The organism is Roseovarius sp. MMSF_3350, from assembly GCF_030733425.1.
GTDB lineage: Bacteria > Pseudomonadota > Alphaproteobacteria > Rhodobacterales > Rhodobacteraceae > Roseovarius.
In genome coordinates this window covers 21,300-44,334 of sequence record NZ_JASHIZ010000006.1, presented here as the reverse complement: position 1 = coordinate 44,334, position 23,035 = coordinate 21,300, and the positions used below count along the sequence as shown (strand labels likewise).

At 65.8% G+C, this 23,035-nt stretch carries 22 protein-coding genes; 10 read left to right on the top strand and 12 right to left on the bottom strand.

Translation table 11 applies throughout. The features are described 5' to 3' along the window. Positions 1-166: 166 nt before the first annotated feature. Both RBB31_RS07565 and RBB31_RS07560 read right to left on the bottom strand, forming a co-directional pair. On the bottom strand, positions 167-1,195 hold the full coding sequence (locus RBB31_RS07565) for a permease (RefSeq protein WP_306128673.1): 1,029 nt from the start codon (positions 1,193-1,195) through the stop codon (positions 167-169). Continuing rightward, positions 1,188-1,544: a helix-turn-helix transcriptional regulator gene (locus tag RBB31_RS07560; protein ID WP_306128672.1), complete on the bottom strand. Its 357-nt coding sequence runs from the start codon at positions 1,542-1,544 to the stop codon at positions 1,188-1,190. Before RBB31_RS07560 ends, RBB31_RS07565 begins: the two co-directional genes overlap by 8 nt. Before the next feature lie 157 nt (positions 1,545-1,701). On the opposite strand from RBB31_RS07560, the gene RBB31_RS07555 reads away from it, so the two are divergent. Both RBB31_RS07555 and RBB31_RS07550 read left to right on the top strand, forming a co-directional pair. Next, positions 1,702-2,724 carry an aspartate-semialdehyde dehydrogenase gene (locus tag RBB31_RS07555; RefSeq protein WP_306128671.1) on the top strand — a complete coding sequence of 341 codons (1,023 nt, stop codon included), beginning with the start codon at positions 1,702-1,704 and terminating at the stop codon, positions 2,722-2,724. A 160-nt stretch (positions 2,725-2,884) separates the two neighbouring features. Next, complete coding sequence (locus RBB31_RS07550; RefSeq protein WP_306128670.1) at positions 2,885-4,525, top strand: DUF4139 domain-containing protein; 1,641 nt, start codon at positions 2,885-2,887, stop codon at positions 4,523-4,525. A 298-nt stretch (positions 4,526-4,823) separates the two neighbouring features. On the opposite strand, the gene RBB31_RS07545 is transcribed toward RBB31_RS07550, so the two are convergent. From RBB31_RS07545 to RBB31_RS07535, 3 genes are all read right to left on the bottom strand, one after another. Then, the gene (locus RBB31_RS07545; protein ID WP_306128669.1) at positions 4,824-5,135 is read right to left on the bottom strand and encodes a P-II family nitrogen regulator; all 312 of its coding nucleotides are present in this window, start codon (positions 5,133-5,135) and stop codon (positions 4,824-4,826) included. 1 nt (position 5,136) lies between these two features. Beyond that, positions 5,137-6,114, bottom strand: coding sequence for a sodium-dependent bicarbonate transport family permease (locus RBB31_RS07540; RefSeq protein WP_306128668.1), 978 nt, complete (start codon positions 6,112-6,114; stop codon positions 5,137-5,139). 93 nt (positions 6,115-6,207) lie between these two features. Next, on the bottom strand, positions 6,208-6,858 hold the full coding sequence (locus tag RBB31_RS07535) for a carbonic anhydrase (protein ID WP_306128667.1): 651 nt from the start codon (positions 6,856-6,858) through the stop codon (positions 6,208-6,210). Between the two features lie 152 nt (positions 6,859-7,010). On the opposite strand from RBB31_RS07535, the gene RBB31_RS07530 reads away from it, so the two are divergent. From RBB31_RS07530 to RBB31_RS07510, 5 genes are all read left to right on the top strand, one after another. Beyond that, complete coding sequence (locus RBB31_RS07530; RefSeq protein ID WP_306128666.1) at positions 7,011-7,391, top strand: hypothetical protein; 381 nt, start codon at positions 7,011-7,013, stop codon at positions 7,389-7,391. 65 nt (positions 7,392-7,456) lie between these two features. Continuing rightward, a complete protein-coding gene (locus tag RBB31_RS07525) occupies positions 7,457-8,836 on the top strand; it encodes a M17 family metallopeptidase (RefSeq protein WP_306128665.1) in 1,380 nt (459 codons plus the stop codon). Further along, positions 8,833-9,687: an NlpC/P60 family protein gene (locus tag RBB31_RS07520; protein ID WP_306128664.1), complete on the top strand. Its 855-nt coding sequence runs from the start codon at positions 8,833-8,835 to the stop codon at positions 9,685-9,687. Before RBB31_RS07525 ends, RBB31_RS07520 begins: the two co-directional genes overlap by 4 nt. Continuing rightward, a complete protein-coding gene (gene speB, locus RBB31_RS07515) occupies positions 9,684-10,646 on the top strand; it encodes an agmatinase (protein WP_306128663.1) in 963 nt (320 codons plus the stop codon). Before RBB31_RS07520 ends, speB begins: the two co-directional genes overlap by 4 nt. Further along, positions 10,643-11,503 (top strand): class I SAM-dependent methyltransferase, encoded by an 861-nt coding sequence (locus RBB31_RS07510; protein WP_306128662.1) that lies wholly within the window; start codon positions 10,643-10,645, stop codon positions 11,501-11,503. Before speB ends, RBB31_RS07510 begins: the two co-directional genes overlap by 4 nt. On the opposite strand, the gene RBB31_RS07505 is transcribed toward RBB31_RS07510, so the two are convergent. Both RBB31_RS07505 and RBB31_RS07500 read right to left on the bottom strand, forming a co-directional pair. Continuing rightward, positions 11,481-12,827: a lytic murein transglycosylase gene (locus tag RBB31_RS07505; protein ID WP_306128661.1), complete on the bottom strand. Its 1,347-nt coding sequence runs from the start codon at positions 12,825-12,827 to the stop codon at positions 11,481-11,483. The two genes, RBB31_RS07510 and RBB31_RS07505, sit on opposite strands and share 23 nt — an antisense overlap. Positions 12,828-12,924: 97 nt before the next feature. Next, entirely contained in the window at positions 12,925-13,614 is a 690-nt protein-coding gene (locus RBB31_RS07500; protein WP_306128660.1) for a YafY family protein, read from the bottom strand. 172 nt (positions 13,615-13,786) lie between these two features. On the opposite strand from RBB31_RS07500, the gene RBB31_RS07495 reads away from it, so the two are divergent. Beyond that, on the top strand, positions 13,787-14,740 hold the full coding sequence (locus tag RBB31_RS07495) for a calcium/sodium antiporter (protein WP_306128659.1): 954 nt from the start codon (positions 13,787-13,789) through the stop codon (positions 14,738-14,740). Here the strand turns inward: RBB31_RS07495 and rnr are convergent. From rnr to dapE, 3 genes are all read right to left on the bottom strand, one after another. Further along, on the bottom strand, positions 14,737-17,028 hold the full coding sequence (gene rnr, locus RBB31_RS07490; RefSeq protein ID WP_306128658.1) for a ribonuclease R: 2,292 nt from the start codon (positions 17,026-17,028) through the stop codon (positions 14,737-14,739). The two genes, RBB31_RS07495 and rnr, sit on opposite strands and share 4 nt — an antisense overlap. Before the next feature lie 89 nt (positions 17,029-17,117). Then, on the bottom strand, positions 17,118-17,696 hold the full coding sequence (locus RBB31_RS07485; protein ID WP_306128794.1) for a TIGR04282 family arsenosugar biosynthesis glycosyltransferase: 579 nt from the start codon (positions 17,694-17,696) through the stop codon (positions 17,118-17,120). Continuing rightward, positions 17,696-18,853: a succinyl-diaminopimelate desuccinylase gene (gene dapE, locus RBB31_RS07480; protein ID WP_306128657.1), complete on the bottom strand. Its 1,158-nt coding sequence runs from the start codon at positions 18,851-18,853 to the stop codon at positions 17,696-17,698. Before dapE ends, RBB31_RS07485 begins: the two co-directional genes overlap by 1 nt. Positions 18,854-19,152: 299 nt before the next feature. Between dapE and RBB31_RS07475 the strand changes: the two genes are divergently transcribed. Both RBB31_RS07475 and RBB31_RS07470 read left to right on the top strand, forming a co-directional pair. Beyond that, the gene (locus RBB31_RS07475; protein WP_306128656.1) at positions 19,153-20,739 is read left to right on the top strand and encodes a Hint domain-containing protein; all 1,587 of its coding nucleotides are present in this window, start codon (positions 19,153-19,155) and stop codon (positions 20,737-20,739) included. Beyond that, on the top strand, positions 20,736-21,812 hold the full coding sequence (locus RBB31_RS07470) for a Hint domain-containing protein (RefSeq protein WP_306128655.1): 1,077 nt from the start codon (positions 20,736-20,738) through the stop codon (positions 21,810-21,812). Before RBB31_RS07475 ends, RBB31_RS07470 begins: the two co-directional genes overlap by 4 nt. Positions 21,813-21,825: 13 nt before the next feature. On the opposite strand, the gene RBB31_RS07465 is transcribed toward RBB31_RS07470, so the two are convergent. Further along, positions 21,826-22,158 carry a hypothetical protein gene (locus RBB31_RS07465; RefSeq protein WP_306128654.1) on the bottom strand — a complete coding sequence of 111 codons (333 nt, stop codon included), beginning with the start codon at positions 22,156-22,158 and terminating at the stop codon, positions 21,826-21,828. A 36-nt stretch (positions 22,159-22,194) separates the two neighbouring features. Next, positions 22,195-23,022: a 2,3,4,5-tetrahydropyridine-2,6-dicarboxylate N-succinyltransferase gene (gene dapD, locus RBB31_RS07460; RefSeq protein ID WP_306128653.1), complete on the bottom strand. Its 828-nt coding sequence runs from the start codon at positions 23,020-23,022 to the stop codon at positions 22,195-22,197. Positions 23,023-23,035: the final 13 nt, after the last annotated feature.

Below are 23,035 nucleotides of genomic sequence, written 5' to 3'. Positions count from 1 at the left end.
TTCTTAAGGCGTTGTTAGCCCTGATCCCGCGCATTATGTCGGAATTGTCCACGATGTGACAACAAATCGGGGCAAATTTGTGTGCTTGATGAGAAAAAACGAGGAAGTGGCGCGAAAGCCGGGGAAGCTCTGGCGCCGCATGGTTGAGGTGACGGTTCGCGCAGGGTCAGGCGACGGCGTGCCACGCCATGCCGGCCAGCACGGCGCCTGAGAGGCCGAAGCTGAAATAGGCGAAGAATATCCGCGGCTTGACCAACGCCCAGACGGCGATGGCGGCGGGGATGCAGCTGACGCCGCCGGCGATGACGAAGCTCATGGCGGCACCATTGCTCATGCCCTGATCCAGCAGCGCGTCGATCAACGGCACCGCGGCATAGCCGTTGAGGTAGGCAGGTGCGCCCACGAGAGCCCCGAGGAGGATCGTGCCGATCCCGTCGCCGCCCAGCACCCTGGCGATGGCGTCGGCCGGAATGTATTCCAGCATCACCGCCTCGATCACGTAGGCCAGTGTCAGCCATTTCAGCAGAAAGATGCCGTTGTCGATGGCGGTCTCGCGGAATGTATCATTTCGGGCGGGGTCGGACCAGAATCGCCAGACGGGCCGGCCCTGGAACGGCTTCTTCGCGCTGCAGCAGCCGCCGGTCCGGCGGTTTTCGCGCAGCGGATCGGCGAAGAGGGGTGACCGGGCCAGCGCCATGGTGGCGAACCCGCCCATGAGGCCAACGCCCACCGCGGCGACGGCCTTGGCCACGGCGAAATCCCAGCCGATGGTGCCGGAGGTGATCAGGAACATGGCCGGATCCATCAATGGCGAGGCCAGCCAGAAGGCCATGACCGCGCCCAGCGGCGCGCCGAGGGCCAGCATTGCGGCGATGAAGGGAATGACCTCGCACGAGCAGAAGGGCGAGAGACCGCCGAGCAGGGCGGCGAGGAAGATCATGCGGATCTGGCGGCCCTCGAAGGCCTTGGCCAGCAGGGTCTCGGCCCCGGTGGCCTTCATGTAGGCCACGGCGAGGACGGCGAAGAGGATGAACGGCGCGGTGTGCAGCAGCGCGCCCCCCGTGAAGATGACCGTGGGCCAGAATTGCGGCGGGTCGAGCACGGCCACGGCGGCGAGGATCAGCGCCAGCGCCAGCCAGGCCTTGTCAAGGCTGGCCCATCTGCGTCGCAGGGTAGGGGCGGAGATGTCAGCCATGCTGGTGGTGCTCCGGGTCCTCGTGGGCGCAATGGTCCCTGTCGGCGCAGCATTCGCGCAGCAGGAAATCGGCCAGCGCGTGCAGTTCGTCATAGGCGACGGCGGCGCAGATGATGCTGCGGCCCTGTTTTTCCTGCCGGACAAGCCCGGCCTGCGCCAGAATCTTCATGTGATGGGTCAGGGTCGAGCCCGCAACCCCGGCGCGTTCGCCCAACTCGCCGATGCGCAGCCCCTCGGGACCGGCGCGCACGAGGGTGCGCAGCACGGCGAGGCGTTGCTCGGAGCCCAGCGCGGCAAAGGTCGAGGCGGTGAGGGCGAGATCGAGGTCGGGAATCGAGGTTTGTTTCATGTTTCTAGAATTATCGAAATTATGGCCGCTTGCAAGCCATATTTCTAGAAATATCGAAATGACAGCCTGTGCGCGCCTTGTTCAGACCCTTTAACATCGCGCTGCACTGCGGTATGAGCGGCGCTATTGAAACCCGAAACGAAGAGGATTTCCCAAGATGGGTTACAAGATCGTCGTCGCGGGCGCCACGGGCAACGTGGGCCGCGAAATGCTGAACATCCTGGCCGAGCGCCAGTTTCCTGTCGACGAGATCGCGGTGCTTGCCAGCCGCCGGTCCATCGGCACAGAGGTCAGCTTTGGCGACAAGACCCTCAAGACCAAGGACATCGAGGGATTCGATTTCACCGGCTGGGACATTGCGCTGTTCGCCATCGGCTCGGAGGCCACCAAGAAATACGCGCCGATCGCCGCCAAGGCGGGCTGCGTGGTGATCGATAACTCCTCGCTTTACCGCTATGACGCGGATGTGCCGCTGATCGTGCCGGAGGTAAACGCGGATGCGATCACGGGCTATTCCAAGAAGAACATCATCGCGAACCCCAACTGTTCGACCGCGCAAATGGTCGTGGCGCTGAAGCCGCTGCACGACCGCGCGAAGATCAAGCGCGTCGTGGTCAGCACGTACCAGGCGACCTCGGGCGCGGGCAAGGAAGGCGTCGACGAGCTGTGGGATCAGACCAAGGCGATCTACAACCCCACGGACGAAGTGCCGCCGAAGAAGTTCCAGAAGCAGATCGCCTTCAACGTCATTCCGCATATCGACGTCTTCATGGAGGACGGATCGACCAAGGAAGAGTGGAAGATGGTGGTCGAGACCAAGAAGATCGTCGATCCGTCGATCAAGGTCACGGCGACCTGCGTGCGGGTGCCGGTGTTTGTGGGGCACGCGGAGTCGGTGAACATCGAGTTCGAGGAGTTCCTGGACGAGGACGAGGCCCGCGACATCCTGCGCGAGGCGCCGGGGATCATGGTCGTCGACAAGCGCGAGGATGGCGGATACGTCACGCCGATCGAATGCGTGGGCGACTTCGCCACCTTCATCAGCCGCATCCGGCAGGACAGCACGATCGACAACGGCATCAACCTGTGGTGCGTCAGCGACAACCTGCGCAAGGGTGCTGCGCTGAACGCGGTGCAGATCGCGGAAACGCTGGGCAACCGGGTGCTTCAGAAGGGCTAAGTCATTTCAGCAGCTTTGAAATTCCGACCGCGCCGCCCCTGACAAAGGGCGGCGCGGTTTCTTTTTTGCAAAAAAGTTTCGATTGCCACCCAAGAACGCCGCGCTTGCACGCGTCCCAATAGAGACCGATCATCCGGCCAACTATCCTGGAGTAGACACCATGCGTTCTCTTTCCCTTATCATCCTTGCCGCCCTGCCGTTTCCCGCACTGGCCGAAGACTTCGCGCTTACAAGCGAGGTGGACGCCGTCACGCTGTACCCCCAAGGCGCCACGATCACGCGGCAGGTGCCTTACAGCATACCGGCCGGGCAGCATCAGCTGATCCTGACCGATCTGCCGCGGTCGACGCCGCTGGCCTCGGTGCGCGTGGCGGTCGAGGGCGCGGCGATGGGCAGCGTCACGGCGCGGCGCGATTTCGTGCCGCCGCGCACTGAAGAGGAAACCGTCGCGTTGCAAGCCGCCCGCGCCGAGGTGGAGCGGCTGGAGGACGAACTGCGGGACGCGCGCGCGGCGGTCGAGACCATCCGGTTGGAGGCCGAGGCGGCCCGGGCCCGCGTGGCGTTTCTGGAAAAGCTGGGCGAGGGCGAGGGCGTGACCGAGCTGGACATTGCCGCCCTGCGCGACCTGTCCGCGATGATCGGCGAAGAGACCCTGGCGGCGCTTCGCACGGCCCAGGATGCCGAGCGTCGGGCCGATGCCGTGGCGCGGTCTCTGGAGGATCTGAAAGAAGAACTGGAGCGCGCGAAACAGGCCGAAGCCGCACTGGTGCCCGAGGACGAGGACCGCGCGATGCTGGCCGTGGCCGTGACGGCAGACACCGAAGCCGAAGGCGTGGTGACCGTCACCTACAATACCGATGCGGCGGGGTGGGAGCCGGTTTACGACCTGCGCCTTGACCGCGCCAGCGGTGCGTTGACGCTGGAGCGCGGCGCGTATGTCGCGCAGTCCACGGGCGAGAACTGGCAGGCGGCGGAACTGACCCTGTCGACCGTGCGCCCCAGCGAGCAGACCGCACCCAGCGAGGTCTGGCCATGGCTGCGCCGGATCTACGAGGAGCCGGTACCGCAACCTCCCATGCCGCTGGCGCGCGGTGCCGCCGAGTCCGACATGGCGGCGGGGGCTGCCAAGGAAGAGGCGATGGCGGTCATGCCCGAGCCTGTCACCGCCGCCGCCGATTTCGACGGGCTGTCAGTGACCTACAGCTATCCGGGCACGGTGTCGGTCGCCACCGGGGCGGACCGCGTGCGCCTTGCGCTGGGGACGCTGGAGACGCAGGCCGAAACGGTGGCCAAGGCGGTGCCGCTGAACGACCCCAGCGCCTTCCTGGTGGCGGAGTTCACCAACGACATGGGCGAGTTGATCCTGCCCACCGCCGAGGCGAGCTTTTACCTGGATGGGCGGTTCGTGGGACAGCGTTACCTTGAGATGATTCCGGCGGGTGAGGAGGCGGAGCTGTCCTTTGGTCCGATCGAGGGGCTGCGCCTGTCCCGCACGGTCGAGGACCGGGCCGAGGGTGACCGCGGCGTGATCTCGAAATCCAACCGGATATCCGAGACGGTGCGCATCGAGGTCGAGAACCTGACCGGCGAGGCCTGGCCGCTGCGGGTGCTGGACCGGGTGCCCTATTCCGAGCAGGAAGACCTGAAGATCGCCTGGGAAGCGACGCCCGTCCCGACCGAGAAGCTCGTTGACGACAAGCACGGGGTGCTGGCGTGGGAGTTCGATCTTGCTGCGGGTGAAACGCGGGAGATTCGCTTGGAGCACACGATCCAATGGCCGGATGGCATGATGCTGCAGTAGGGCGCGTCAGGTGATCGCGCGGTTCCGCGGCGCGCTCATGATACAGTGACCGGCCGCGGCGCCGATGCGATCAGGGTGAATAGGGTTCCGACCAGGAAGGTGACGCGAAAGAGCGGCTTTCCCGGCGCGGTTGTGGGTGCGTCTGCCCGCGCATGGCGGCGCGCCGCCTTGCGATCCTTCGGTCGGCCCCGGAAGCTGGTCGGGGCCTTCGCCGTCTCGCTCGTTGCCTGGATGTGTCAGGCCCAATCTGCCGCCGGTAGGCGGTGAAATTTCGGCGGCATGGCGGTGATCGCCCAGTTCAGAACCGTTCGGCGCGAAGCACCTGGCAATCGGTGACGCAAACGACGCCGATGTGGCGCTCGACCACGGAAAAGGCCGCTTCCAGCAAGCTGTCGAGCCGCTCGGGCCGGATGATGCACACGACCTGCACCATGCCATCGGCCCGGCCCACCTGGCCAGTGCGATCCCAGGAGCCGGACCGGCCCGAACCGCCGAAGACAGGAAGGATCGTGTAGCCGGTCACGTCGGCGGCCAGAAGCGCATCGGTCAGGCGGCTTTGCATGACCTTCTCGATCGTGATTTCGACTCGTTTGGCATTGTGTGTCTGCATGTCAGCCTCCTGTAGCGGCGCTGGCAATCGCCACGTAAAGCGGGATGCCCAGCACGAGGTTGAAGGGGAAGGTCACGCCAAGCGAAAGCGTCAGGTAGATCGAGGGATTCGCCTCGGGCAGGGCGACGCGCATCGCGGCGGGAACGGCGATGTAGCTGGCCGAAGCCGAAAGCACCATCAGCAGGACCGTGCCTCCGGTGGAGAGCCCAAGAAGCAACGCGGCGCCGAGACCGAAAAGGCTGCCGATGACCGGCATGAAAAGGCCGAAGACGAGACCGCCGAGGCCGATGGCCTTGCGCCCCTTGGCCATCCCGCGCCCGGCAACGAGGCCCATGTCCAGAAGAAAGAGGCACAGAACGCCCTTGAAGGGGGCGACGATGAAGCTGTCGATCTCGGCCAGCCCCGTGGGGCCGGTTGTCCAGCCGATAAGAAAGCTGCCGACCAGCAGGACGATGGAGCCGTTCAAAAGGATCTCGCGCCAGAGGCCGGAATCCATTCGGCCCGATTTCTCGCCGCGCGACACCAGCCAGAGGGCCGACAGGATCGCCGGGGCCTCCATCGCGGCGGCGACGGCGACCATGTAGCCTTCGGACGAGATGCCCCGGCTTTCAAGTATCGAGGTTGCGGCGACGAAAGTGACGATGGAGATCGACCCGTAATGTCCCGCCACGGCTGCGGCATTGAGGCGGTCCATGCCGGTGGCGACACGCAGGAGCGCGAAGGCGACGAACGGCAGAAGGCCCGACAGGATCACACCGGCCAGCAGGGTCAGGCCAAGGGTCGCGTCGATGCCGTGATCGGCGACGCTGACCCCGCCCTTGAACCCGATGGCGAAGAGCAGGTAGATCGACAGAGCCTTTGCCGCGGCCTCGGGCACCGAAAGGTCCGACCGGGCCAGCGCGGCGGCGAGGCCGAGTGCGAAGGATAATACGATCGGCGAGATCAGGTTGTCGGCGGCCAGCGCGAATATTTCCATCATCCAGCATCCCCTCCGAATGAATTTTAACGGGGTTTAGGACATTCATGAAAGAAGACAACAGGAAATCATGCGCGGCGGCGGACGGCGCCAAGGTCAGACCGGGACGAAGCCTTCTTCCTCGGGCACGTAATGCTCGATCACGCCTTCGCCGATATCGTGCCAGAGGCCATGCAGGGTGAGGTTGCCCGATTCAATGGCGGCGGCCACGAAGGGGAAGGTGACGAGGTTTTCGAGGCTGACGAGCACGGCCTGCTTTTCCAGTGCCGCAACGCGTTCTTCGGTGTCCTTGATCTTTCTCACCCGCTCGTAGCCGGGGCGAAGGATGTCCATCCAGCGGCCGACAAAGCTGGTCTTGTCGTTGAGTTCCGGCGCCTCGCCCGAGCACATCGCGTCGCAGCCGCGCACGCCGCCGCAGTTGGAATGGCCCAGCACGATGACATGCGCGACCTTGAGTGCGGTGACGGCATATTCGACCGCCGCCGAGGTGCCGTGCTGCTGGCCGTCGGGGGTGAAGGGCGGCACGAGGTTGGCTATGTTGCGGTGCAGGAAGAACTCGCCCTGGTCTGCGCCGAAGATGGCGGTGACGTGCACGCGGCTGTCGCAGCAGCAGATGACCATGGCGCGCGGATGCTGCCCCTCTTGGGCGAGGTGGCGGTACCAGGCCTGGTTGTCCTGGTACTTGGTGGCCTTCCAGCCCTTGTAACGTTGCACGAGATAGCTGGGGAGCGGGCGGACTCTTTTCATTTCGGCGCCTGTCTGTCTGTACACTGTCCGGGCGGTGATAGTCGGAATTCGAAAAGAATTCGAGACAGAAATTGGTCGCATGGCAACCATTCCCAAAGGCTTTGTCGCCATGGTCCGGCGTGCCGAGGGGGCTTGGATATGTGGGAAACACCGTGGAAACGATTACCCTTTTGAACCAGACCGAGGTCGTGCAGCTGGACGAGGGTCGGCTGGAGCAGCTTTACCTGCAACTGGGCGAGGCCGGGGCGGAAGATGTGCTGTGCCGGGCGCTGGAAGAACTGGCGGTGCGCCTGTCCCATACCGAGCGGTGCTTTCGATGCAACCGGGTGCAGGACATGCGCAAGAGCGCCCGCAGTCTGATCGCCATCGCCGAGCAGATCGGTATGAGCAAGCTTGCCGGCGTGGCGCGGGACGTGACGCAGAGCATCGACCTGCACGACGAGGTCGCGATGGCCGCCACGCTGTCGCGGCTGCTGCGGATCGGCGAGCGGTCGCTGCTCGAGGTTTGGGACTTGCAGGATTATTCCGTCTGAGGTCTTGCAGGTGCGGCGCGGCAGGCTAGGCTGAGCGGGAACGAAACCATCCCGGGACATGCGACATGCCGCTTGAGTTTGCACCGGAAGGGGCTGATGCCCTTCCGCTTCACGTGATCGAACAGGAGGCGCTGGAGGACTGGCTGTCGGGTCAGGCGGCCACCGTCTCCACCTGGGTGAAGGCGGCGGGCTTCACCGGTGGGCTGGGCCAGTCGGTGCTGGTGCCCGACGGCAATGGCGCGCCGGTGATGGCGCTGGCGGGCTACGGGACCGAGGCGACGCGCAAGCGGGGGCGGTTCCACCTTGCCGCGCAGGCCGCGAGCTTGCCCGAGGGGGTCTATCGTCTGGAAGGGCTGGCGCCGGAGCGGGCCGCCGAAGAGGCGCTGGGCTGGCTGTTCGCGGGCTATGCCTTTGGCCGCTACAAGGATCAGAAACCCGCCAAGGCAAGGCTCGTAGCACCAGAGGGCGTGGATGCGGCACGGCTGCAGGCGATTGCCGCCGGCGAGGCACTGACGCGCGACCTGATCAACACGCCCGCCTCGGATATGGGGCCGGTGGAGCTGGAAGCGGCCTGTGCCGACATGGCAAAGGAACAGGGCGCGGAGATCGAGGTCGTTCGCGGCGAGGCGCTGCTGGACGAGAATTTTCCGATGATCCACACGGTGGGCCGCGCCGCCGCGCAGGCCCCGCGCCTGATCGACATGCGCTGGGGGGATACGGGGCCCAGCCTGACGCTTGTGGGCAAGGGCGTGTGTTTCGACACCGGGGGGCTGAACCTGAAGCCGGGCGCGAGTATGGGCCTGATGAAGAAGGACATGGGCGGGGCCGCCACGGTGCTGGGGCTGGCGCGGATGATCATGGCGCTGAAGCTGCCGGTGCGGTTGCGGGTGCTGATCCCGGCGGTGGAAAACTCGGTCAGCGGCAATGCGTTCCGGCCCGGCGACATCCTGACCGCCCGGAACGGCAAGACGGTGGAGATCAACAATACCGATGCCGAGGGGCGGCTGGTGCTGGCCGATGCGCTGAGCTTCGGGGCCGAGGCCGAGCCGGACCTGATGATCTCGATGGCGACGCTGACCGGGGCCGCAAGGGTGGCCGTGGGGCCGGATATCGCGCCCTACTTTACCGACGATGGCGTGCTCTCGGGCGCGCTGGACGCGGCGGCGGCCGAGGTCGCGGACCCGGTCTGGCGGCTGCCGTTCCACGAGCCCTACGAGGCGATGATCGAGCCGGGGATCGCCGATCTGGACAACGCGCCCTCGGGCGGGTTCGCCGGCGCAATCACCGCGGCGCTGTTCCTGCGTCGGTTCGCGGGGGGCACGCGATACGCGCATTTCGACATCTACGGCTGGAACCAGAGCGCCGCGCCGGGCCGGCCCAAGGGCGGGGTCGGCATGGGCGCGCGGGCGCTCTTGCAGGCGCTGCCCGAGGTGCTGGCGCTATGACCGACCGGCGGCGGCTGCATTCCAATGGCCGCGTGGCCGAGGCGGGGCTGCTGGGGCAGGTCGAGGCGGAGTTGTTCGTGGAAGGTGAGGACCGGCAGGTGATGGTGCCGGTCACGCCGATCCTGTCTGAGCCGGACGGCAAGCGCGAGCGTGAGCTGATTTTTGGCGAGGGTGTGCGCCTGCTGGAAGAGCGCAACGGTTGGGTCTTTGGCTATGCACTGCGCGATGGCTATGCGGGGTATGTCAAAGCGGATGATTTGGCCGCGCCGAAAGGGCCGCCGAACCACATCGTGCAGGCGCGGATGACCCATGCGCTGGGAGCGCCGGATTTCAAGGCGCAGACCGAGCATATGATGCTGAGCCTGGGGGCCCGAGTGAGCGTTACCGGCACCAAGGGACGCTGGGCCGAGATCCTTGCGCCCGAGGGCCGGATGTATGTGCCGTCGATCCATTTGCGCGAGGACAGCGCAGTCGAGAACGACCCGGTGGGCGTAGCCGAACGGCTGATCGGCACGCCCTATGTCTGGGGCGGAAACTCGGCGCTTGGGATCGACTGTTCGGGGCTGGTGCAGGTCGGGTGCCTGGCCTGCGGCGTGGCCTGCCCCGGTGACAGCGACATGCAGGCCGCCGAGCTTGGGCAGGACCTGCCCGCAGATGCGCCGTTGCAGCGTGGCGACCTGTTGTTCTGGAAGGGGCATGTGGCCTGGGTGGTTGACCCCGAGACGATCCTGCACGCCAATGCGTATCACATGGCCGTCGCTTATGAACCATTGCAAGACGCCATCGCGCGGATCGAGGCGCAGGGGGACGGGCCGGTGACGGCCCGCAAGAGACTGGAGACAAAGCCATGAGTGACCCGTTCTTCCAGCCCGTTTCGGGCTTCGAGCTGCCGCGTTTCGCCGGTGTGCCGACCTTCATGCGGCTGCCGCATCTGCTGCCGGATCATGCGCGGTATGGTGATGTGGATGTGGGGATCATCGGGGTGCCTTGGGACAGCGGCACCACCAACCGGCCCGGACCACGCCACGGGCCGCGGCAGTTGCGCGATGCGTCCACGATGATCCGGGCGCAGCATGCGGTGAGCGGTGTGCGGCCATTCGAGGCGCTGAACTGTGCCGATCTGGGAGACGTGGGCCCGAACCCGGCCGACATCGCGGACAGCATGGAGCGGATCACGACGTTCTATAAAGGCGTGGTGGATGCCGGGATAACGCCGCTGACGGCGGGGGGCGATCACCTGACCAGCCTGCCGGTGCTGCGCGCGGTGGCCAAGGATGGCCCGTTGGGCATGGTGCATTTCGACAGCCACACGGACCTTTTTCACAGCTATTTCAACGGGCAGATGTATACCCACGGCACGCCCTTCCGCCGCGCGGTGGAAGAGGGTCTGCTGGACCCCAAGCGCGTGGTGCAGATCGGGCTGCGGGGCAGCATGTACGATTCCGAGGACCGCGATTTCGCGAAGGCCGAGGGCATCCGCCTGATCCTGATCGAAGAGTTCTTCGAGCGCGGCGTGGCCGACGTGATGGCCGAGGCGCGGGAGATCGTGGGCGAGAAGCCCACCTACGTGTCCTATGACATCGATTTTGTCGATCCGACCTTTGCGCCCGGGACCGGCACGCCCGAGGTGGGCGGGCCGAACTCGTACGAGGCGTTGCAGGTGTGCCGGGAGCTTGAGGGCGTCAACATCGTGGGGGCCGACATGGTCGAGGTGTCGCCGCCGTTCGATGCCAGCGGGAACACGGCGTTCCTGGGCGTGTCGATCATGTTCGAGATCCTGTGCGTGATGGCGGCGGGCCGTGCGTCATGAGCGGGATCGTCAATACCGAGCAGGCCGAGCACTGGTCGGGCAAGGCCGGCGAAGTCTGGGTGCGCGAACAGGCCATGTTCGACGGGCTGATGGCGCCGGTGCTGGACCTTTTGATGGCCCGGGCCGGATTGCAGGCAAGCGACCGGGTGGTCGATATCGGTTGCGGCACCGGGGCGGGGCTGATCGCAGCGGCGCAGATCGTGGGCGAGGGCGGCCACGTGACCGGGCTGGACGTGTCGGGGCCAATGCTGGAGCTGGCAAAAGAGAGGTTGCAAGCTGCGGGCGTGACCAATGCGACCTGCCTTTTGGCCGATGCGCAGGTGCATGATTTCGGGGACGCGGCGGCGGATCATCTTGTGTCACGCTTTGGCGTGATGTTCTTTGACGACCCGGTGGCGGCCTTCGCCAACATGCGGGGCGCGTTGAAACCGGGCGGGCGCGTGACCTTCGTGTGCTGGGCCGGGATGGACGGCAACCCGTGGTTTCGCATCCCCGCCGAGGCGGCGAAATCCGTGGTGGGCGCGCCCCCACCAAAGGACCCGCGTGCGCCTGGGCCGATGGCGTTGTCAGAAGCGGAATATGTGCGGGACATCCTGGGGCGGGCCGGGTTTCAGGGAATCGGGCTGACGACCGAAGAGGTCACATTAACCCCCATTGGCGACCTGGAGCAGAACGCTACGTTCGCGTCACGCGAGGGGCCTGCAGGCCGGATCGTCAAGGACATGGGCGGTGGGCGCGAGGACTATGCCGCCGTTGCGGATAAGCTGCGCGAGGCCTTGAAAGCGTTCGAGACCCCGGACGGCGCGCTGCGCATTCCGGGGCGGGTGCATGTGGTCAGCGCGACCGCAGGCGGTTGAGCACCTCGCGCGAGGCGTAGCCGTCGACCTTCATGCCCGCGCTTTGTTGGAAGCCCATGATCGACTTCGCGGTGTTGGGCCCGATGATGCCGTCGATCTTTTCCAGCGGATAGCCCATCTGCTTCAGCCGGCGCTGGATTTCCTTGCGCTCCTCGAAGCTGACGGGCGTGTAGCCGCGCGGCCAGCTGGCCTGGATCGCGGGGCCGCCCTTGATGCGGTCCGACAGGTGCCCGACGCCGATGGCGTAGGCGTCGGCATTGTTGTAGCGCTTGATCACGTCGAAATTGGAAAAGACCATGAAGGACGCGCCGGCAGGACCGGCCGGTTGCAGGATGCGGGCCGAGCCGTAATCGCGCACCGGGCGGCCATCGACGCCAACGACGCCCTGGGCGGCCCATTGCGAGGGCATCCGGGACGTGTTGCCGAAGCGGGCGCCGCTGGGCACGCGCACCTCGACGCCCCAGGGCATGCCTTTGCGCCAGCCGAAACGTTTCAAATAGGCGGCGGTGGAGGCAAGCGCGTCGGAGGGATCGTTCGACCAGATGTCGCGGCGGCCATCGCCGGTGAAATCCACGGCATAGGCCTCGTAGGAGGTGGGGATGAACTGAGTATGGCCCATTGCCCCGGCCCAGGAGCCGAGGAAGTTGCGCGGCGTGGTGTCGCCGTTCTGCAGGATCTTCAGCGCGGCCATCAACTGTTTTTCGAAGAACTCGCCGCGGCGGCCGTCGAAGGCCAGCGTCGAGAGCGCCTCGATCACGGGGATGTCGCCCATGCGGGTGCCGTACTTGCTTTCCAGCCCCCAGACGGCGGTGACGACCTCGGCCTCGACGCCGTAGGCCTGTTCGATCCGGTTCAGGGCGCGGCGGTGGCGTCGCAGGGCCTGCTGGCCCATGCCAACACGCTCGGGCGAGGCGGCGCTGTCGAGGTAGTCCCAGATCTGACGCTTGAACTCGGCCTGGTTTCGATCTTTCGAGACAACGTCGGCGTTGTAGTTGATGCCCTGGAAGGCGGCGTCGAAGACCTGCGCGCTGATGCCGCGCGACAGGGCGCGGTTGCGGAACGAACGGACCCAGTTGTCGAAGGCGGGGTTCGAGACGCGGGTGACCTGCGCGTCGCCCGTGCTTTCGCTCAGTGCCTCGGGGCGCAGGCGGGGGCGCAGGGACTTGGTGGAAAGCGCCACGCGGGTGACCTGTGGGGTTGCCGTGGCGGGGTGGATCGCTGCGGGCCGCGCGACGGGCCGGACCGACGATTCGATGGCCGTGGCCGCGGCTCCGCCCGACAGAAACGCCGCGCCCAGAACTGGAAAGAGATACCTGACAAACATTGCTCGCCCCTTTTTGATGGGTTTGAGCGGAGCATAGCCTGAAACAGCCTGTTTCAAAAGTGTTCAATGAGGATGTCGGGCGAAGTGTCGCCGGTGCTTAGCCCGTTTCACAGGTCATGGCGGCGAGGCATTCGCGCAGTAAAATGGCACGACGCGGGCGGAACGAGGCGCCGGTAAGTTCGAGCCCGCGCATCCGGTCGAGGCGGAAGGCGCGGAAGTCGCCGCGCAGGTGACAGAAGGCCAGAAGGCAGAGCGAGGATTGCATGAGGACGACCGATAGGGGATCGACCTCGCGCGTCGTTTCGCGGCCTTCGGCGTCGGAATAGTCGAAACGGATCGTCTTCTCCTCCCAAGTGGCGCGGCGCAGGCGGGCGGTGTCCACGCCCGATTGCGGGAGGGGGGTAAAGCGGCGGGCCGACAAAACGGCATGATCGAGCCGGTGAGCCTGGGCCTGCGGCAGGCGGGCGCGCAGCTTGGCAAGCGCCGACTGCGCGGCGTCGGCCAGTGTCCTGTCGCCGACTTCTTCGACCTCGCGCAGGCCCAGCACCAGCGCCTCAAGCTCGTCTTCGTCGAAATTGAGCGGAGGCAGGGCGGCATCCTCGATCAGGCGATAGCCGAAGCCCGCCGCACCGTCGATCACCGCGCCCAGGCAGCGCAGGGCGTCGATGTCGCGATAGATGGTGCGGGCTGTCACGTCGAGCCGGTCCGCCAACGCCTGCGCCGTGGCGGGGGGCGGAAGGATACGCAGGGTCTGCATCAGCTTGAAAAGGCGTTCGGTCCGGGTCATGGCGCGGAGTATGCTGCCATATGATGACAGGTTTTGTCAGCAGGGTTCGGCGCTTCAGGACGCACAGACATGTAACCCAGGCGGAAAATTTCCCGCGTCATCTTGACGTTGCAGTGCGGCAACCGAGATTCTCAGGCAACGCGCCCGGTGCGCGGGATCGGAGTTACCTGGATTGGATATCGTTTTCGTGATCGCCGGGCTGGCTGGGCTGGTCCTTGGTGGCGAATTGTTGGTGCGCAACGCAGTTCAGCTGGCACGGGGTTTGGGTGTGTCGCCGCTGGTGATCGGGCTGACGATCGTGGGATTCGGCACCTCCGCGCCGGAACTGGTGACAAGCTTGCAGGCTGCATGGGTCGGCGCGCCGGGTATCGCGCTGGGCAACGTGGTGGGCAGCAATATCGGCAACACATTGTTGATCGTGGGAATCGCGGCGCTGATCTCGCCGATCCTCGTCGCGCGGCGGGCGCTGGCGCGGGACGGCTCGGTGATGATGGCCGCGACGCTGATCTGCGCGGGCCTTGTGCTGAGTGAGCAGATGGGGCGCGTGGCCGGGGTGGGTCTGATGCTGGGGCTTGGGGCCTACCTGGTCTTTACCTTTCTGGCTGAGCGCAAGGGACCAACCCCGGCGGGCGAGGTTTATGCCGCGGAAGGCGACTTGCTGCCCGAAGCGCCGGTGCGGGCGGGCCGTGCGGCACTGGGTCTGCTGATCGGGTTGGTGGTGATCCTGGCGGGCGCGCGGTTCCTGGTGTCCGGGGCCGTGGGACTGGCCCAGATGCTGGGAATGAGTGACGCGGTGATCGGGCTGACCGTGGTGGCGATCGGCACGTCGATGCCGGAACTGGTGACCTCGGTGCTGGCAGCCCGAAAGGGGGAGGGTGAGGTCGCCTTCGGCAATATCATCGGCAGCAACATCTTCAATATCCTCGGCATTCTGGGGGCGACGGTGCTGGTGGTGCCGATGGCGGCGCCATTACCGATCACCAGCGTCGATCTTGCCGTGCTCGTGGGGTCGGCAGTGGTGTTCGTGGCGTTCGCGTTCACCGGCGCGCGGATCGACCGGCGCGAAGGGGCCGTGCTGCTGGCCGCCTATGGCGCTTACATGATCTGGCTTTTGGCAGGCGCCTAACGGCGTTTGCGGGAGACCTTGCGCCTGGTCTTGTCCGACTTGTGCTTTTCGCGCGCCAGCTTGCGCTTGGGTCCGCCGCGCCCGCCCTTGGGCCCGCCGCGTCCACGCCCCTTGCGGGGTGTGTCCGATGCGCCAGGCGTGATCGTCTTGCCGTCGAGCCGCACGAGGTCCAGCCCGAGGCCGCCGGTGACAGGCGCCGCCTCGCTGAGGCGGACGACGACGCGCTGGCCGAGGCCGATGATCATGCCGGTGTCCGAGCCCATCAAGGTGCCGCGGTCGCGGTCGAGGTGAAAATACTCGTTGCCAAGCGCGCGCATCGGGATGAGGCCGTCCGCGCCGGTCTCGTCTAGACGCACGAAGGCGCCGAACTTGGCGATGCCGCTGATCCGCCCGGTGAATTCCTCGCCGATGCGTTCCGACAGGAAGGCGGCGAGGTAGCGGTCATTGGTGTCGCGCTCGGCCATCATCGAGCGGCGCTCGGTTTCCGAGATATGCTCGCCGATGCTTTGCAGGCGTTCCTCGTCTGCTTTTGAAAGCCCGTCTTCGCCCCAGCCATGGGCCGAGATCAGCGCGCGGTGCACGATCAGGTCGGCATAGCGGCGGATGGGCGAGGTGAAATGCGCGTAGGATTGCAGCGCAAGGCCGAAATGCCCGAAATTGGACGGTGCATAATAGGCCTGCGTCATCGAGCGCAGGGTGGCGAGGTTGATGACTTCGACGTGGTCGGTGCCCGCCGCGCCGTGCAGCAGCTGGTTGAGGTGCGAGGTTTTCAGCACCTGCCCCTTTGCGAGCGTCAGGCCCGCGGCCTCGGCCACCTCGCGCAGGGTGTCGAGCTTCTCTGGCGGCGGTTCCTCGTGGACGCGGAAGAGAAGGGGAGATTTCTTGGCAATCAGCGTCTCGGCGGCGGCCACGTTGGCCAGCACCATCATGTCCTCGATCAGCTTGTGGGCATCGAGGCGGTCGGCGAAGTTGACGGAGGTGACCTTGCCCTCGTCGCTGAGCACGACCTTGCGCTCGGGCAGATCGAGGTCGAGCGGCTGGCGGTTGGCGCGGGCCTCCTGCAGGGCGGCGAAGGCCTCGTAGAGCGGGGTGATGACCTCGTCCATGAGGGGCCCGCATTTGTCGTCCGGGGTGCCGTCGCGGGCGGCCTGCACGTCCTGATAGGTGAGCGAGGCGGCGGAGCGCATCAGGCCGCGCACGAAACGGTGGCCGATTTTCTCGCCATGGGCGTCGATCTGCATGCGCACGGCGATGCAGGCGCGCGGCACGCCTTCGTGCAGCGAACAGAGGTCTCCCGACAGGCGGTCGGGCAGCATCGGCACGACGCGATCAGGGAAATAGCTTGAATTGCCGCGCTTGCGGGCCTCGGCATCGAGGGCCGAGCCGGGGGTGACGTAGCAGGCGACATCGGCGATGGCGACCCAGATGACGTGCCCGCCCTCGTTCCTGGGGTCGTCGTCGGCATGGGCCCAGACGGCGTCGTCGTGGTCGCGGGCGTCCGCCGGGTCGATGGTGACGAGCGGCAGGTCGCGCAGGTCTTCGCGGCCCTTGAGGCCCTGGGGTTTCTTCGAGTCGGCCTCGGCAATGACGTCGTCGGGGAAATCGTCGGGGATGCCGTGCTGATGAATGGCGATGAGCGACACGGCCTTGGGCGCGGAGGGGTCTCCCAGACGGTCGAGGATGCGGGCCTGCGGCAGCCCCATGCGGCCCTTGGGGCCGGCCTGTTCGGCCTCCACCAACTCGCCGTCCTTGGCGCCGCCGGTTGCGGAGGACGCGACCAGCCATTCCTTGCCGTCGCCCTTGTCGATCGGCAGGATGCGCCCGCCCTCGGCGGTTTTCTTGAAGACGCCCAGCACCTTGCGCGGGTTGGTCCCGATCCGGCGGATGAGCCGCGCCTCGTAATGATGCGCCTCGCCCTTGACCTCCTGCAGCCGGCCCAGGATGCGGTCGCCGGGGCCGAGCGCGGGATCGCTGGCGCGGGGGATCAGCAGGACGACCGGCTCCACCCCCTCGCCATGCCATTCGAGGGGCCGTGCCAGAAGCTCTCCATCGGGGGTCTGGTCGCTGACCTGCAACACGCTGACCGGGGGCAGCTTGTCGGGGTCGCGATAGGTCTTCTTGCGCTTCTCCAGATGCCCTTCGGCCTCAAGCTCTTTCAGGATGCGCTTGAGGTCGATCCGCGCCGCGCCCTTGATGCCGAACGCCTTGGCGATGTCCCGCTTGGAGGTCAGGGTCGGATTGTCCGAGATCCATTGCAGGACCTGTGATTTGGAGGGCAGTTCGCTCATGCCTCGGGACGTAGCACGAAGGTGGGGGGCGTTCCATGCGAAGATTGCGGAACCGGGTGAGACGCCCTGCTTTTTCGGGGCAAGGCGGCTCAGACGGCGCGAAGGTCGTCGACCGTGTCCACGTCCCGCAACGTATCGACAAGACCGATGCGCGCGTCCGGCAAGGTTGCCCTGCTGTCGGCCAGCGCGTGTTCGGTGGACCAGCGGGCGCCCTGCAGGAAACCGGCGGGCACGGCGCGGGTGCGCTTCAGCCCGATCAGCCAATAGCCGCCGTCAGGGGCCGGACCGAAGACTGCGTCCTGCCGCCCGAGGGTGGCAAAGGCGCGGGCGATGTGAGCGCGGGTGATGCCGGGAATGTCGCCGCCGACGATGCAGACCGGGCCGTGCGGGCGGGTCCGCATGACGCGGGCCATGCGGGCGCCGAGATCGCCGGGTCCCTGGGGCATGCGTTCAAGGTCGGCAGGCCAAGCGCGGCTGGTCATGCCTGCCACGTCCGGGGCGACGGCCAGCACGAGGTTCCAGCGGGGATCGCGCAGGCGGCGCAGCAGGCGGGCGGTCTGGTGGCGGACCCACCAAGTTGCGTCGATCGTGCCGATATCGCGGGCCAGGCGGGTTTTGACGCGGCCCGGGCGCGGGTTTTTCAGCATGACGACAAGCTGTCGCCGGATCACGCGAAATAGTCTTTCAGGATGCGGGCATAGATCGCCTTGAGCTGTTCGATCTGCGCCACTTCGACCCGTTCGTCGACCTGGTGCATTGTCTGGCCCACGAGGCCGAATTCCACCACCGGGCAGTGATCCTTGACGAAGCGCGCATCCGAGGTGCCGCCGCTGGTCGACAGGACGGGCGTGACGCCCGTCTCGGCCTCGACCGCGCTTGCCACGAGATCCGACAGCGGACCCGGTGGGGTGAGGAAGCTTTCGCCGGAATTCTTGACCTGCATGTCGCCGCGCACGCCGAACACCTCGCACACCGCATCGAGTTCCGATTGCAGCCAGTTGGTCAGGCTGTCGCCGCTATGAGCATCGTTGTAGCGGATGTTCACTGTCATGCGCGTGGTTTCGGGGATGACGTTGGTGGTCGGGTTGCCTGTGTCGATGGTCACCACGGCCAGGGTCGACGCGTCGAAATGATCGGTGCCCTCGTCCAGCTTGTGCGACGACAGGCGGTCCACCAGCCGCGCCATGGCGGGCAGCGGGTTGCAGGCGCGGTGCGGATAGGCGGAATGGCCCTGCACGCCGGTGAGGGTGATCCAGGCGGAAAGCGAGCCCCGGCGGCCGATCTTCATCATCTCGCCCATGGTTTCAGGGCAAGTTGGTTCACCCACCAGACAGTCGGTCATCGCTTCGCCCTCGGTTTGCATCCAGTCGAGCAGGGCAAGCGTGCCGTCGCGGGCGTCGCCTTCCTCGTCGCCGGTGATCGCAAGGATCACGGCACCGTCGGGGGGCGTGTTGCGCACGAAGTCGATGGCGGCGGCGGCGAATGCGGCGACGCCGGATTTCATGTCGGTGGCGCCCCGGCCCCAGAGCTGGCCCTGGCGGATCTCGGCGCCGAAGGGATCAGCCGTCCAGGCCGCGGCGTCGCCCACCGGCACCACGTCGGTGTGACCGTTGAAACCGAAGCTGCGCACGGCGCCCTTTTCGCCCCAGCGGGCATAGAGGTTGGCAATGCCGCTGCGGTCGACGCGGGTGCAGGTGAATCCGGCCGCCGAAAGGAGTTCTTCCAGCAGCACGAGCGCGCCGCCTTCCTCGGGCGTGACCGAAGCGCAGCGCACCAGCTGCGCGGTCAGGTCGACGGGATCTATCGGGGGGGTGTCCTGCGGCATGTGGATTCATCCTGTGGGGCATTTCCGCTGACCTAGCGCGACTGGGGCGAGACCGCAAACCCGGAGCGGCGGAAAAGCATCACCTGCGCGACAGGACCGTCGAAATTCTTAACAAGGCGCGGCAAACGTGCTAACGCATCCTTAATAAACGACCCGAGGCAGGGCACAAAGAGCAGCTGGGCGAAACGCCCGACACGCAAGCAGGCACAATAAATCACAGCCGCAGCGTGTCAGACCGGATCACCGGAAAAGCCGATTCTTGGCATGCGCTGACCTTGGAAAATGATGAGGTGGGCAGTATGGTCAGGGGCGTTGAAATCCCTATAGACGATCGTGCGTCGGCGAGAGAAATGGCCGAGACGATCTTTGGCGACGGCGTTCAGGTGCTCGGCGCCTCCTACACCGGCGATAACGATTCATCGGGGATCTACACGCAGGGCAATTCCGTCTCGCCAGGGGTGATGCCGTCGGACACCGGGGTGATGTTCTCGACGGGTGACCTGAGCGGGTTTACCAACTCGACCTGGTGGTGGTCGAACGATTCCAACCAGTCCACCAACACGACGACGAGTTCCAGCGGTCCCAACAACGACCCGATGTTCAACGCGGCTGCTGGGACAAATACCTACGATGCCTCTTACCTCGACGTCGATTTCATCCCGACCGGAGATGTGATGACGATGCAATTCGTCTTCGCCTCGGAAGAGTTCCCCGAATACGCGGTGGGATCCTTTCAGGACTTCGTAGGAGTCTGGATCAACGGCACGCAAGTTCCGCTGAGCGTAGGGGACGGGGATATCGACCCCAACAACCTCAATGCCGGGTCGAACGCGAACCTGTACGTCGACAATACCTCGGACCAGTACAACACCGAGATGGATGGATTCACCGTCACGATGACGCTGACCATTCCGGTCAATTCCGGCGACGTGAACTCGATACGCATCGGCATCGCGGACGTGACGGATGCCAACTACGATTCGACCCTGATCATCGCGGGCAACAGCGTGCAGACGACACTGGTGGCGCAGGACGATGTATCGAACCTGTTTCCGACCGGATCCAAGACGCTGGACGTGCTGGACAACGATGTGAACAACACCAGCGGCGCGCTGAAGATCACCCAGATCAACGGGCAGAACGTCGTGGCGGGCAGCACCGTCACCCTGGCCACGGGCCAGACGGTTCAGCTGAACGCGGACGGCACCATTACGGTCGTGGGTGACGGGGATGTAGAGGAAGTCAACTTTACCTACACGGTCCAGAGTGCAACCGGGCAGACCGATACCGGCTTCGTCACGCTGAATTCGATCCCCTGTCTTGTGCGCGGGTCGCGTATTTTGTGCGAGCAGGGCGAGGTGCCGGTCGAGGAGTTGCGGGTGGGAGACCTGGTGGTGACCCGGGACGACGGCCTGCAACCTCTGCGCTGGGTCGGGCACCGGGAGGTTGCGGGAGCGGCGGCCTATGCGCCGATCCGCATCGCGGCGGGTACGTTCGGCGAGCATAATGAGCTGTGGCTGTCGCCATTGCACCGCGTGCTGATCCGGGACAGCCTGGCCGAGCTGCTGTTCGGCGAGCGCGAGGTGCTGGTGGCGGCCAAGGACCTCGTGAACGACGGCAGCGTGCGGCGTGTCGAGGTCGAGCGCGTCGATTATTTTCACCTGCTGTTCGACCGACACCAGGTGATCATGTCCGAAGGTCTGCCGACCGAGAGCTTCCTGCCCGGACCGCAGATCAAGAACAGTTTCGAGGCCGAGATCGTGCACGAGATCTGCAAGCTGTTCCCCGAGTTAAATATTGAAACCGCCGAAGGGTACAGCCCCGCGGCACGACGGATGCTGCGCGGCTATGAGGCGCAGATCCTTTCCAGAAAATGGGCGGCATGACGATGGGTTGGATCGGACTTCGAGACAGAAATGACGGCTGGTTCAAGCTGGACCCGCGGCTGACCGAGACGGGCGCGGACAGGGTGGTGCACCGGGGCAGCCTTGTGATCGAGACGCGCATCTCGGCCGAGGCGCGGCCGCAGACCCTCTTGGCGTTCCGGCGGACATGGCCGATGCCGGGAGTGTTCTCGATCCAGGCGGTGCCGCAGGGCGGGATCGTGCTGGTGGACGCGCAGGGCGACGATATCTGCCATGCAACCCTGCCATTGAAAGGCGACGGGCGGCTGGATATCCTGCGGCTGACCTATTCGTGGGACAGCGCGCAAGGCTGGGCGCGGCTGACGCTGGAACGGCCCGAGACCGACCAGGTGGAGAGTGTCGCGCTGAATGCCACCTTGCCGCTGCCGGTCGACGACCTTAACGCCATCTTCGCGCATGGCTGCAATTTCGAGGTCGACGAAGAAGTGGTGTTTCTGGCCCTTTCGGACAAGGTCGAGCCGGTCGGGCCGTTGCCCGCGCTGACCGCGCAGGTGCCGATCTTGACCGACCGCGGCGAGCGCCCGGCGAGCGAGATCAGGCGCGGCGATATCGTGGTGACGGATGACGGCCAGCGCGTGCCGGTGTTGCAGGTGGTCAAACGCACCGTGCCCGCGCGTGGCAGTTTCCGGCCAATCCGCCTGCGGGCGCCGTTCTTCAAGCTGACGCAGGACATCGTCGTGTCGCCGCAGCAGCGGCTGGTGATGCATGGCAGCGAAGTGGAATATATGTTCGGCCGCGAGGCGGTGCTGGTGCCGGCGCGGCATCTTGTGAACGACCGCTCGGCCTTTCACGCAAAGGGGCCCGACCTTGTGACCTATCATCATCTTCTGTTGCCGGGGCACGAGGCCGTGCTGGCGGCGGGATGCGCGCTGGAGAGTCTTTATATCGGCCGGATGCGGCGCAATTCCGAAGCGATTGCGTCCAGTGTCCTGGCCGCGTTCGATCGCAACCGCCTGCCGGAACACGCCAAGCCGGTCTGGCCTGTACTGAAACCGTTCGAGGCGGTGACGCTGGCGACCAGCCGCGCGGCCTGAGGTTCGCGCGGGGTCAGTCGTAGAAGGGCGTCATCTGGGCGACGATTACGGCGTTTTCGTCCAGCGCGCGTTGCATGAGCTCTTTTTCGTCGTCGCTGATTTCATGGCCCTCGGCCAAACGCTCGTCAAGCGTGCCGTAACCCGAGACATCCAGCGGCGCGGTGTCGGCCTGTTTCAGGATCGCCACGGTTTCGCGCACCGCTTCCGCCTCGTCCACGCCCGAGGCATAGATCACGAGGGCCGCACCGGTGGCGGTGTCGGGCAGGCCGTCGCCCTGTTTGCGGCCGATCTCGACCAGCAGGGTAAAGACCTGCTGGGGTTTCTTCTTGTCAGGGTCCTTGGCCATGTGAGACCTCTTTGCCGGGCAGCCGCAGCGCAGGGATCAGTCGCGCAAAAGCTCGTTGATGGCGGTCTTGGAGCGGGTCTGTTCGTCCACCCGCTTGACGATCACGGCGCAGTAGAGATTGAGGTTGTTCTTGGTCGGCATCGAGCCCGACACGACGACCGAGTAGGGCGGTACCTCACCCATGAAGACCTCGCCGGTTTCGCGGTCAACGATCTTGGTGGACTTGCCGATATAGACGCCCATGCCCAGAACCGAGCCTTCGCGCACGATGCAGCCCTCGACGACCTCGGAGCGGGCACCGATAAAGCAGTTGTCCTCGATGATCGTGGGGCCGGCCTGCATCGGTTCCAGCACGCCGCCGATGCCGACGCCGCCCGACAGGTGCACGCCCTTGCCGATCTGCGCGCACGAGCCGACGGTGGCCCAGGTGTCGACCATCGTGCCCTCGTCCACATAGGCGCCGAGGTTCACGAAAGACGGCATCAGCACCACGCCGGGCGCGATATAGGCCGATTTGCGCACGATGCAGTTCGGCACGGCGCGGAAGCCGCCGGCTTTCCATTCGGCATCGCCCCAGCCCTTGAACTTGCTGTCGACCTTGTCCCACCAGGTGCTGCCCTGCGGGCCGCCGGCCTGCGGCTCCATGTCTTTCAGGCGAAAGCCCAGAAGCACGGCCTTCTTGGCCCACTGGTTGACGTGCCAGTCGCCGTTGTCGCGACGCTCGGCCACGCGCAGTTCGCCACTGTCGAGCGCGTTCAGGGTCGCCTCGATCGCCTCGCGGGTTTCGCCGCCGGTGCTGGGCGTGATCTGGTCGCGGGTCTCCCAGGCGGATTCGATGGCGGTTTCAAGCTGTGCGTTGGACATCTGTTGCGTGCTC